This window comes from Colwellia sp. BRX8-5 (assembly GCF_014077325.1).
Classification (GTDB): Bacteria; Pseudomonadota; Gammaproteobacteria; order Enterobacterales; family Alteromonadaceae; genus Colwellia_A.
Window position 1 is genome coordinate 125,691 of record NZ_JACGVR010000006.1, and the last position, 11,812, is coordinate 137,502.

General features: G+C 39.4%; 10 protein-coding genes. 4 read left to right on the plus strand and 6 right to left on the minus strand.

All coding sequences use genetic code 11. The features are described 5' to 3' along the window. Nucleotides 1–279 precede the first annotated feature (279 nt). The 3 genes from H4J62_RS06400 to deoA all read left to right on the plus strand — a co-directional run bounded on the left by H4J62_RS06400 (nucleotide 280) and on the right by deoA (nucleotide 5,313). A complete protein-coding gene (locus H4J62_RS06400) occupies nucleotides 280–3,420 on the plus strand; it encodes a TonB-dependent receptor (RefSeq protein ID WP_182215187.1) in 3,141 nt (1,046 codons plus the stop codon). 159 nt (nucleotides 3,421–3,579) lie between these two features. After that, nucleotides 3,580–3,999, plus strand: coding sequence for a cytidine deaminase (locus H4J62_RS06405; RefSeq protein WP_070373562.1), 420 nt, complete (start codon nucleotides 3,580–3,582; stop codon nucleotides 3,997–3,999). 12 nt (nucleotides 4,000–4,011) lie between these two features. Further along, the gene (gene deoA / locus H4J62_RS06410) at nucleotides 4,012–5,313 is read left to right on the plus strand and encodes a thymidine phosphorylase (protein ID WP_182215185.1); all 1,302 of its coding nucleotides are present in this window, start codon (nucleotides 4,012–4,014) and stop codon (nucleotides 5,311–5,313) included. A 91-nt stretch (nucleotides 5,314–5,404) separates the two neighbouring features. On the opposite strand, the gene upp is transcribed toward deoA, so the two are convergent. The 5 genes from upp to udk form a co-directional block, all read right to left on the minus strand. Beyond that, nucleotides 5,405–6,031: a uracil phosphoribosyltransferase gene (gene upp, locus H4J62_RS06415; protein ID WP_182215184.1), complete on the minus strand. Its 627-nt coding sequence runs from the start codon at nucleotides 6,029–6,031 to the stop codon at nucleotides 5,405–5,407. 80 nt (nucleotides 6,032–6,111) lie between these two features. Further along, the gene (locus tag H4J62_RS06420; protein WP_070373565.1) at nucleotides 6,112–6,687 is read right to left on the minus strand and encodes a thymidine kinase; all 576 of its coding nucleotides are present in this window, start codon (nucleotides 6,685–6,687) and stop codon (nucleotides 6,112–6,114) included. A gap of 24 nt (nucleotides 6,688–6,711) precedes the next feature. Further along, on the minus strand, nucleotides 6,712–7,485 hold the full coding sequence (deoC, locus tag H4J62_RS06425) for a deoxyribose-phosphate aldolase (protein ID WP_182215182.1): 774 nt from the start codon (nucleotides 7,483–7,485) through the stop codon (nucleotides 6,712–6,714). A 24-nt stretch (nucleotides 7,486–7,509) separates the two neighbouring features. Further along, entirely contained in the window at nucleotides 7,510–8,754 is a 1,245-nt protein-coding gene (locus H4J62_RS06430) for a NupC/NupG family nucleoside CNT transporter (protein WP_182215181.1), read from the minus strand. A gap of 37 nt (nucleotides 8,755–8,791) precedes the next feature. Continuing rightward, entirely contained in the window at nucleotides 8,792–9,442 is a 651-nt protein-coding gene (gene udk, locus H4J62_RS06435; protein ID WP_070373568.1) for a uridine kinase, read from the minus strand. Nucleotides 9,443–9,698: 256 nt separating this feature from the next. On the opposite strand from udk, the gene H4J62_RS06440 reads away from it, so the two are divergent. Continuing rightward, the gene (locus H4J62_RS06440; RefSeq protein WP_182215179.1) at nucleotides 9,699–10,919 is read left to right on the plus strand and encodes a phosphopentomutase; all 1,221 of its coding nucleotides are present in this window, start codon (nucleotides 9,699–9,701) and stop codon (nucleotides 10,917–10,919) included. A 110-nt stretch (nucleotides 10,920–11,029) separates the two neighbouring features. On the opposite strand, the gene deoD is transcribed toward H4J62_RS06440, so the two are convergent. Continuing rightward, entirely contained in the window at nucleotides 11,030–11,734 is a 705-nt protein-coding gene (gene deoD / locus H4J62_RS06445; protein WP_146800086.1) for a purine-nucleoside phosphorylase, read from the minus strand. Between the last annotated feature and the right edge of the window lie 78 nt (nucleotides 11,735–11,812).

The window sequence follows — 11,812 nt, forward strand, 5'->3', positions numbered from 1 at the left end:
TATAAAGGCCATCTTCGTTATTAATATAAATGATAGTCCTAAGCTTACGATGCATCCCGTTGTTTATTAAGGCTTTTTAAAATACTTTTCTGGTTGATTTCTTTTTAATCACTAACAGATACTATTTGAATTTCAAAAACTCTGAAAATATGTAATGAAAGTGTAATAAAAATCTGGTCTAATTTCATCCGAAATTAAAAACAGAGCAACTGGTTAAGTTTTTTGGTTGCTAAAAAAAATAATTCGTAAACACTTAAAAACGTAATCAAGGAATAACCGATGAACACTCAACGTCTCTCACTTATTTCAAGTGCAGTTATTTTTGCACTTGGCTTATCGACTTCTGCTATGGCAAACGATACCTCCTCCGCTATTCGAGGTAGTATTGAAAATTCAGCGGGTGCTATTTCAGTTAACGCAAAAATTGAAATTATCCACGAACCTTCAGGCACAAAAACGCTTACCACTTCTAACGACGCTGGTAACTTTTCAAGTAAAGGTCTTCGCGTAGGCGGTCCTTACACGATTAAAATTACTGGCGAAAAAGGTGTTACTGTTTACAGAGATATCTTTTTAACACTAGGTGATACCTTTCGTTTAAATGCAAAACTTGAAGCTGCAGACGATGTTGAACGTATTTCTGTAACAGGTAGCAAGATTTTTTCTAATAATATTGGTAGCAACAGTTATTTTGGTGCTGATGATATTGTTAATGCTCCAAGTTTCGACCGTGATATCAAAGATATCGTTCGTAACAACCCTCTAGCCGTTTTATCTTCTAAAGATGGCGAGTTAAGTGTTGCCGGTACTAACCCAAGATTTAACAGCATCAGTGTTGACGGTATTAGCCAAAATGATGACTTTGGTTTGAATGCCAATGGTTACCCTACAACGCGTTCACCTATTTCTCTTGACGCGATTGAACAGGTAACTATCGATGTTACTCCTTTCAATGCAAAAGACAGCGGCTTCCAAGGCGCTAAGATTAACGCAGTAACAAAATCAGGTACCAACGAGTTATCAGGTTCATTCTTTTATGAAACTCAAAATGACGGCATGGCCGGCACACCTAAAAATGGTACAGACGAAGCACCATTAGATTTTGATGAAACAACTTTTGGTGCAACCCTTGGTGGCGCTATTATTGAAGATGAATTGTTTTTCTTCGCTTCATACGAATATTACGAAGCAACATCAACTGTTGAGTGGGGACCAGATGGCGCTAACGTACCTAACTCTGCTGATGCCAGCGTTGCTGATGTTTTAGAAGTACAAAGAATTGCTCGTGAAGTCTACGGCGTAGAGCCAGGCGAATGGGATTTATCTCCTAAAGTAGACGATGAAAAATTATTGTTGAAACTCGATTGGAACATTAACGATGATCATCGTTCAGCGTTTACTTACCAATATACTAAAGGTAACAGTACACGTAACCAGTCTACTTATGGTGGCGAATTACGTTTATCATCACATTGGTATGACAGAACTGAAGAATTAAACAACTACGCGTTTAAACTTTATTCTGATTGGAATGACGATTTTTCAACTCAACTTAGCCTAACTTACCTTGATAACCCAACCACTCAAGCTTCATTAGGTGATTATTCTGACACCGTTATTCAAGCTGAATCTGGTGATATCGCAATTGGTGCAGATCATTCTCGCCATTCTAACGATTTACGTAAAAAGACTTTTATCATGGCTTTAGACGGTGATTACCTAGTGGGCGATCACAGTTTAAGTTTTGGTTACCAGTTTAAGCGTTTAGACATTTTTAACTTGTTTTTACAAAACACCAAAGGCGATTACCGTTTTGGTAGTATTGAAGACTTCGAGAATAGAGTTGCAAACAGAGTTATCTACCAAAATGCAACGAGCTTAGATCCAAATGACGCTGCTGCTTCATTTGTTCGTGACGAGCATGCTTTTTACATTCAAGATGAATGGATGTTCAATGACGATATTACTATCGACATGGGTTTAAGATACGAAATGTTAGCGTCTAGCGACATACCTACCTATAACGAACAATCTCAAGCACGTACAGGTTTTGACAACACAGACAACTTAGACGGCACGGGTATTTTCTTACCACGCTTTGGTATTAAGTGGGATGCAAGTGATGACCTTATCGTTCGCGGTGGTGTTGGTCGTTATTCTGGTGGTCAACCAACAGTTTGGGTATCTAACTCTTATTCAAACCCTGGCGTTGGAATTGGTGAAGTTTTTGCAAACGGTACCTTTGAAAATGTAGATATTAACGGTCCTCGTCAAGAAGATAAAGACACAGTAGCTAATTCAACAACATTTGCTGGCACAAACTTTGTTGATCCAAACTTTGATTTACCTTCTGATTGGCGCTACCAGATAGCTCTTGATTACCGCTTCGATATTCCGGTATTAGGTGAAGACTTTTTATTAACCACAGAATACTTATACAAAAAGTCAGAGAATACTGCTTTTTGGCAAGACGCAAGTTTGTTGGGTGACGAAGATGGCACGACAGCAGATGGCGGTCGTACTATCTATGATGATGCCGATGGTTCAATTACTGACCTAATGTTAACAAATGCCGGTAAAGATGGTCGTTCTAAAATCTTCAGCGTTGTTTTGAACAAAGATTGGGACAGTGGTGTTAGATTAACAACGTCATACACTAACCAAGATGTAACTGATGCACATACAAGTACAAGTGCTACAGCAGGCAGTAACTTTGGCTATAATACGGTGATTAACCGTAATGACGCTGTAGTAGGTCGTTCTGGTTTTGAAACAGAACACAGATTTGTTGTTAACTTAGGTTATGAAACTGAATTTGTTGCGGGTTACAAAACTAATATCAACTTGTTCTTCGAACGCCGTTCAGGCAAGCCAGTAACTTTCTATGCTGACGGTACTGACGTAGATGGAAGAAGTGGCCCAGGTAGCGACCCTTATGGTTTATTAAGCCCTGGAACTACTAACGATTCGTTCTTACCTTATATTCCTACACCAGGTGATACTAACGTTGTTTTCAGTTCAGCGGAAAATGAAGCTAACTTCTTTGAAGCGATTAACGACTTAGGTTTAGATAAATATGCTGGTGGTTACTTACCAAAAGGCGTAATAACTACTCCATGGGTAACAACACTTGATTTAAGCATTCGTCAAGAAATCCCAGGGTTTAAAGAAGGCCACAAGGGTATGGTTTACTTAACAGTTGATAATCTATTAAATCTTGTAGATAGCAGCAAAGGTAAAGTATACGGAAGCGACTTCGGTACTCAAGAGTTAGTTGAATTTACTGTTGACCCAGCAACAAGACAATATGTATATGGCCGTTCTATCTCACAAAATGATGATGGTAGTTACGCAGACAATAAATTTTATACGACTGATTCTGCATGGCGTATAAAAGTGGGTGTTAGCTACAAGTTCTAACCACACTGTAATCTATTGAAATATAAACCCTTTAGTTTACTAAAGGGTTTTTTTTATAAAAAATTTAGCCATGTAAGTGATACCTTAAATGCATTACTTGACCACTTGGTCAGCTATGGTATTCTCACAGGTCTACATTACTCTTGAATTTTTACAATAATGAATAAAAATACCATAGAAATACCTGCAGAATTAAAAGTAGCCGCTAAAGAAGCTTATTTAAAAGCTTATGCGCCTTATAGTAAGTTTCATGTCGGTGCTGCGGCTTTAACCACTTCCGGTACGATTGTCCAAGGGTGTAATGTTGAAAATGCCTCTTACGGTTTAACTGTCTGTGCAGAACGAAATTGCATAAGCCATGCCGTGATAAAGGGTGAGCAAAGTTTTCAAATGATCGTTATATATACCGAGCAAGAAAAAATGACACCTCCGTGTGGCGCTTGCCGACAGGTTATTGCTGAATTTTTTGAACAATCAGCACCTGTGATAGCGTTTAATCACAAAGACAAACAACAAGTGTGGAGTGTCGCTGAGCTTTTACCTGATGCTTTTACGCCAAAATATTTATTGGACATTTAAGGATATCCATCAATGATATTACCCCAAGAAATTATTCGCACTAAGCGCGATGGTAAAATTCTCAATCAAAGCCAAATTCACGATTTTGTTAATGGTTTAGTTGATGGTAGCTTTTCTGACAGCCAAGTCGGTGCAATGGCGATGGCAATTTTTCAGCAAGGATTATCGGTTGAAGAAAAAGTAACGCTCACCACCGCGATGATGAACTCGGGTGATGTGCTCTCTTGGGAGGGCTATGATGCCCCCATCGTTGATAAACACTCTACGGGTGGCGTAGGTGATAAAGTCAGCTTTATGTTAGCGGCGATTGTTTCTGCGTGTGGCGCTTATGTGCCGATGATCTCAGGGAGAGGGTTAGGGCATACCGGAGGTACATCAGATAAATTAGAAAGTATTGCCGGTTTTAATGTAGAACCAACAATTAGCGAGTTTAAGCGTATTGTTAAAGACGTGGGCGTAGCCATTATTTCTCAAACAGATAATTTAGCGCCAGCAGATAAACGCCTTTATGGTATTCGTGATGTGACCGCGACGGTTGAATCTATTCCACTGATAACCGCTTCAATTTTATCTAAGAAACTTGCGGCAGGTCTTGATACTTTAGTGATGGATGTCAAAGTGGGTAATGGCGCGATGATGTCATCTCTTGAAGATGCTAAAGCGCTTGCCGATAGTATTTCTAGTGTCGCCAATGGTGCAGGGGTTAAGACTCAAGCGATCATTACTGACATGAATCAGGTATTAGGCACCAGTGCCGGTAATGCCATTGAAATGTATGAAACCGCTAAATATCTGACGGGTAAACAACGCGAACCTCGTTTACATAAAGTCGTTAAAACATTAGCCTGTGCGATGCTTGTGAATTCGGGCTTAGCCAGCGATGAGCAAACCGCTTACCTTAAAATTGACAAAGCCCTTCATTCAGGTCAAGCAGCTGAAATATTTGAGCGGATGATAGCGGCGTTAGGCGGGCCAAAAGATTTTGTTGAAAACCCATGGGGCTCAATGAATAAAGCGGCCATTATTATGGAAGTTAAAGCCAGTCAACATGGCTATTTAGCTCAAATGAACACTCGAGATATTGGTATGTCAGTGGTGGGATTAGGCGGCGGCAGAACTGCGCCAAAACAAAAAGTTAATCACAGTGTTGGCTTCGATAGAATTTTACCGCTTGGGGTTCAGGTTAATAGTGGTGAAGTCATCGCTCGTGTACACGCCAAAGACGAAAATTCAGCGCTGTTAGCCGCAGAGCAATTTAAACAAGCGATCACTTATTCTGAAGAAAGTCCTGAATTACCACCGGTTATTTATTAAATAAGGCCGTTATAAACAATGCCGATATAGGTAATATCTTGCTAACTAATCACTTATTAAAAAAGTGATTAGTTTAAGCAAGTCGCATTAATTACAGCGTACCAAAGATTTTATCACCGGCATCGCCCAGACCCGGTAAAATATACCCTTGCTCGTTAAGTTTCTCATCTATCACACCAATCGTTAACGTGACATCAGGGTGAGCATCCTCAAGCAATTTTATACCTTCAGGGGCAGCGACCAAAAATAGTGCAATGATTGTTTTACATCCCGATGCCTTTAATAGATCTATGGTTGCTAATGCTGTGCCGCCAGTCGCTAGCATAGGATCAATAATAATCGCTGTTCGACTTTCTATATCAGAGATAATATTCTCGTAGTAACTTTCTGGCGCTAATGTGTCTTCATTACGTTGTATACCGACAACACTTATTTTTGCACACGGCAGTATTGACAGTGAGCCTTCAAGCATACCTAAACCGGCACGTAGAATGGGTACCAGTGTGGGTTGTTTATCAGCAAGAGTTGGCACTGAAATGTCGCCAGACCAACAAGTTAATGGGATATTTTTAATACTAAGGTGTTGAGTGGCCTCAACCGTTAATAACATTGATATCTCTTTGGTTAATTCTCGAAAGGCTTTAACTGAAATATTATTATCGCGTAGTAAACTGACTTTGTGTTTAACCAGAGGATGAGAGCTTTCAAAAACTGACATGGAATATTCCTTGTTTTTTAAAGGTATAGAGGAAATTTAGCTGAATATATTGTTAGCAATAAGTGCTTTAATCTAGATGTTTACCAGACCAACTGTTTAAAATGGGCTCTGCATAATGGCTCATAACGTTCATTGCCGCCCACTTCTACTTGTTGACCTACTTTTACAGGTACACCATTTTCATCTTGTCTGATAACAAAATTAGCTTTGCGGCCACAATGGCAAATTGTTTTTAATTCGACTAACTTATCGGCCCAAGCAAGAAGGGCAGCGCTGCCTGAAAAAGTTTCACCAAGAAAGTCAGTTCTTATTCCGTAGGCTAACACGGGAATATGTAAGAGATCGACAACATCCGTTAACTGCTTAACTTGTTCAGTTGACAAAAACTGTGCTTCATCAATCAGTACGCAATCTATTTTAGCGGCTTGATGTTTATCTTTTATTTCAGTAAACATATTGATGCTATCATCAAATAAGAAAGCATCTGCGTCTATACCTAAGCGCGAAGCGACTTTGCCTTTGGCGAATCTGTCATCAATTTGCGCCGTATAAATTGCGGTAGTTAAGCCGCGCTCTCGATAATTATAAGACGATTGCAGCAAATGAGTAGATTTACCCGCATTCATTGATGAATAATAAAAATACAGTTGTGCCATGAGTTACTTCTTTATCAAAGGAGATCAGTAGTTAGTTGCTGAGGTATTTTCTGTGCTGTGTCCTAGTGTGTCAAGTAAACTGTTAAGTAAGCTACTTGCACCAAAGCGAAAGTGGTTATTATCAGCCCACTCACTGCCTAAGATACTATCGGCTAAAGCAAGATAAACGGCTGCATCTTCTGCGTTTTTAACACCACCTGCGGGTTTAAAACCGACATTGATATTTTTGTTTTTTATCACTTCAAGCATTATTTTTGCGGCTTCTGGTGTTGCATTTACCGCAACTTTCCCCGTTGAGGTTTTGATAAAGTCGGCACCGGCATTAATAGCAATTTCACTGGCATGTTCAATCAACGCAGGTGATTTAAGCTCACCCGTTTCAATAATCACCTTCAACTTAGCAAATTCACCACAAGCTTGTTTACACACTTTGACCATATCAAAACCAATCGCTTCATTACCTTCCATTAGTGCTCGGTAAGGAAAAACTAAATCGACTTCGTCGGCGCCGTATGCGACAGCGGCTTGTGTTTCAGCTAATGCGATATCTATATCATCATTACCGTGCGGGAAGTTAGTGACGGTAGCAATTTTTATCTGTGGTGTTTGTTGCGCTTTTAAAGTCTTTTTTGCCAAAGGCACAAAGCGAGGAAAAATACAGATAGCAGCAGTGACGCCACCGATAGAATTTGCTTGTTGACACAAGGCTATAATTTCTTCTTCTGTTTCGCTATCGGTTAAACTTGTCAAATCAATTAACGAAAGTGCGCGTTGAGCGATGGCTTTAAGGTCAGACATAACGTTTATTTTCCTATCAATTATTTATAAAGAAATGAATACGCCAGCAATAGCTGCGCTCATTAAATTAGCTAAGGTTGCCGCTAACATTGCGTGCATACCAAGGCGTGCGATATCACGTCGGCGACTAGGCGCCATTGAACCAATACCACCTAACAAAATTGCGATGGAAGATAAGTTAGCAAAGCCGCACAATGCAAAGGTGACGATGGCTTGGGTTACCGGTGAAAGTGTATCTTTAATTTCAACAAAATTAACATAAGCAAAAAATTCATTGACCACAACTTTTTGGCCGATAAAACTACCTGCTTGTAGCATTTCATTAACCGGTACACCAATAATGAAAGCGAAGGGAGCAAACACGTAGCCTAAAATAAGTTCGATGGTAATATTATCGTAGCCGAATAAACCACTAATACCGCCAACAATGGTATTGAGGAGAGCAATTAAAGCAATAAAAGCTAATAGCATCGCACCCACATTCACCGCTAGTTTTAATCCAGATGCCGCGCCAGATGCAGCAGCATCAATAACATTAGCAGGCTTTTCATCGCCTTCATCAAAGTCTATCGAGTCTTGAACAATTTTTTCAGGCTCTGTTTCAGGGCAAATAATTTTAGCCATCAGTAAGCCACCCGGTGCCGCCATAAACGACGCCGCTATTAGGTATTTAAGCTCTATGCCTAAACCCGCATAACCCGCCATAATAGAACCAGCAACAGAGGCTAAGCCACCAACCATAATGGCAAATAGTTCAGACTGAGTCATTTTAGCAATGTAAGGTCGAACAACTAAGGGGGCTTCTGTTTGACCAACAAAGATATTGGCAGTCGCTGATAGTGACTCGGGTTTACTGGTTTTTAACAGTTTTTGTAAACTACCACCAATAATTTTAATAACCCACTGCATAATGCCAAGATAATAAAGTACGGCGATTAATGAAGAAAAGAAAATAATATTAGGTAAAACACGTACAGCAAAGACAAAACCAACACCATTCTCGTACATAGCGTCTGTGCCTAAGCCACCAAAGAGGAAGTTAATACCGACCTTGGCACTATCAATAACACTTTGAACACTTGAAGTAATCGTGGTCAATACGTCTTTGCCAAAGGGGACATATAAAACAAACGCACCAAGTAATAGTTGCAGCAAAAATGCAAAACCTACCGTACGAAAATTAATGTCCTTTCTACTTTTAGAAATTCCATAGGCAATGGCTAATAAAACAAATATGCCTATTACCCCTCTAAATGCGGCAAAATCCATACATACCCCTTAATATTTTTTATTGTTATTGTTATTGTTATTTTTGTAGTGGTAATTTTGACAGTTGACGAATTTTTGCTTTAAGTACTTCAATCGCCATTCTGTTTTTTCCGCCTCGTGTGATCACTATATCAGCCCATGCTTTAGAGGGTTCAATAAATTGATAATACATAGGTCTAACCGTTTCTAAGTATTGATTTGTTACCGACTCAACACTTCTATTTCGCTCGGTTAAATCACGTTTAATTCGTCGAACTAAACAAATATCAAGTGGCGTGTCCATGTAGACTTTTATATCAAACTGATCTCTAAGTGCTTTGTTTGAAAGCAGTAAAATACCTTCAACAAGCACAATCTTCGTTGGTGTAAATACCCGTGTTTCATTTAAACGTGTATGCGTTTTATAACAGTAAATAGGCACGTCGATAGATTTATTTTCAGTGATATTTTTTAAGTGCTCAGTTAACAAGTCATGTTCAAAGGCACTGGGATTATCATAGTTTGTTTGTTCACGTTCAGACATCGACAAATGAGATTGATCGCGATAGTAGGCGTCTTCACTTAGAATAGAAATACCGTCTTCACCTAATTCATCGATAAGTTCGTCGTGAATAGTATGCGCAAAAAGGGTTTTACCCGATGCAGAAGGACCTGTGATTGTAATGATTGTCGGTTTATTTGCGTTCAATTGTTTATGCCTGTCGATAATTCAGCTTCAGAAATGGTTTTAATCCTATCATTAGTGATAATGTGATAGTAATTAACGCTAATTTTATACTTTTACGGTTAAATGATCAAAAATACGTTACTTTATTCGCGTATATTTTAAAGCATCATTTACCCCATTTTCAAAAGATGGTAAATTAGCACAACTTGACCATGTGGTCATGTTTTATTCTGCTATTTATGAATATATATTGAAAAAAGATCATAAAGGAAATGCTATGGCCCGCGCAATAGTTTTAGTAATAGACAGTTTTGGTATCGGTTACTCTGCTGATGCAGCTGAGTTTGGTGATGTAGGTGCAAATACCCTTGCTAACCTCGCTAAAGCATATTATGCAGAGACAGGCAAAGCGATAAACTTACCTAATTTGGCAAGTTTAGGCTTATTTAAAGCTTGCCATGAGGCGTCAAATACCGATTTTCCACAGCAAGGCGGTGAACCTCAAAAAGGGGCTTATGGCTACGCACAAGAGATAAGCACAGGTAAAGATACCCCAAGTGGTCATTGGGAAATGGCAGGTGTGCCGGTTCTCTTTGACTGGGGATATTTCACCAATAAAGAAGAAGCCTTTCCGGTTGACCTAATAGATAAAGTTAACAAAGCCACTGGCTTTAGCGATATGCTAGGCAATTGTCATGCCTCAGGTACGGTTATCTTAGAAAAGTTAGGACAAGAGCATATCAAAACTGGCTTACCTATTTGTTATACCTCAGCAGATAGTGTTTTTCAGGTTGCCGCACATGAAGAACATTTTGGTCTAGACAATCTTTATAAGTATTGCGAAACAGTTAGAGCAGAACTTGAAGGCCTTAATATAGGGCGAGTTATTGCCAGACCTTTTATCGGTGACAACCCAGACAATTTTTCTCGAACAGGTAACCGCCGCGATTATTCGGTATTACCACCAGCACCAACCGTGCTAGATAAAATTTTTGATGCCGGTACGCATGTGATCAGTGTTGGTAAAATTGCTGACATTTTTGCCCATCAAGGTATTAGCGAAAAAACCAAAGCGACGGGCTTAGATGCTTTACTTGATGCCAGTATTAAACATCTTAATAGTGCAGCAGATAATTCATTAATATTTACTAATTTGGTTAATTTCGACCAAGATTTTGGCCATAGACGTAACCCGGTCGGCTATGCACAAGAACTTGAAGCCTTCGATCTACGTATCCCTGAAGTACTCAATGCGATGACCGATAACGATGTGCTGTTTTTAACCGCTGACCATGGATGTGATCCAACGTGGCCAGGTAGCGACCATACCCGTGAGTATGTGCCAGTATTGGCTTATCATCACAATATTGCTTCGGTAAATTTAGGTAAACGAACAACCTTTGCTGATTTAGGGCAAACCATAGCTGAAATGTTTAATGTTGATAAAATGGATTACGGCACCAGCTTTCTGACTGAGCTTAACTTTAACAATAAGTAGCGATGTGGCTTTGATTAAAAAGCTGTTATTCGTGTAAATAATGATTATAAAAAAAGGGGTTAGCAAAAATGCTAACCCCTTTTTTATATTCAGAATGAACGAATATAACGTTATAGAATACTTTCTAAGGTTAATTCCATCATGTCTTTAAAGGTGGTTTCGCGCTCATCTGCGGTAGTTTGTTCACCGGTTTTAATATGATCGCTCACGGTTAATACCGTTAAAGCTTTTTTACCGTATTCTGCTGCAACGCCATAAAGGCCAGCAGCTTCCATTTCTACCGCTAAAATTCCATATTTTTCCATAGTGGCAAACATTTCAGGCTGCGGAGTATAAAATAAATCAGCCGTGAAAATATTACCAACGCGCACAGGTTTATTTAAACGTTCAGCGGTATCTACAACACTCTTTAACAATGAAAAGTCTGCACATGCGGCAAAATCAACGCCATGAAAACGCTGTCTGTTAACGTTAGAGTCGGTACTTGCTGCCATACCAATAACAATATCACGTACTTTAATGTCATCACGAACAGCGCCACAAGAACCAATACGAATAATACTTTCAACGCCGTAGTCTTTGTATAATTCAGTCGCGTATATTGAAACGCTAGGGATCCCCATTCCAGAACCCATTACTGAGATAGGCTTGCCTTTATAGGTGCCCGTGTAGCCAAACATGTTTCGAACACGTGTAACGCATTTAACATTTTCTAAGAAATTATCGGCAATATATTTAGCGCGAAGTGGGTCGCCCGGCATTAATACAGTTTTTGCAAAGTCGCCTGCTTGAGCTTCAATATGTGGAGTTGGCATAAGAGTTATCCTTTAGTTTTTAAGTGTAACTCAGTAAGTTTCTAGCCAGACCTGATGGGATCAAACTGCTATCAAGGG

What these genes read in the sequence shown, in the direction of transcription:
- H4J62_RS06400 (WP_182215187.1), top strand. Translation starts at nt 280, where the DNA reads ATGAACACTCAACGTCTCTCACTTATTTCAAGTGCAGTTATTTTTGCA.
- H4J62_RS06405 (WP_070373562.1), top strand. Translation starts at nt 3,580, where the DNA reads ATGAATAAAAATACCATAGAAATACCTGCAGAATTAAAAGTAGCCGCT.
- deoA (WP_182215185.1), top strand. Translation starts at nt 4,012, where the DNA reads ATGATATTACCCCAAGAAATTATTCGCACTAAGCGCGATGGTAAAATT.
- upp (WP_182215184.1), bottom strand. Translation starts at nt 6,031, where the DNA reads ATGTCAGTTTTTGAAAGCTCTCATCCTCTGGTTAAACACAAAGTCAGT.
- H4J62_RS06420 (WP_070373565.1), bottom strand. Translation starts at nt 6,687, where the DNA reads ATGGCACAACTGTATTTTTATTATTCATCAATGAATGCGGGTAAATCT.
- deoC (WP_182215182.1), bottom strand. Translation starts at nt 7,485, where the DNA reads ATGTCTGACCTTAAAGCCATCGCTCAACGCGCACTTTCGTTAATTGAT.
- H4J62_RS06430 (WP_182215181.1), bottom strand. Translation starts at nt 8,754, where the DNA reads ATGGATTTTGCCGCATTTAGAGGGGTAATAGGCATATTTGTTTTATTA.
- H4J62_RS06440 (WP_182215179.1), top strand. Translation starts at nt 9,699, where the DNA reads ATGGCCCGCGCAATAGTTTTAGTAATAGACAGTTTTGGTATCGGTTAC.
- deoD (WP_146800086.1), bottom strand. Translation starts at nt 11,734, where the DNA reads ATGCCAACTCCACATATTGAAGCTCAAGCAGGCGACTTTGCAAAAACT.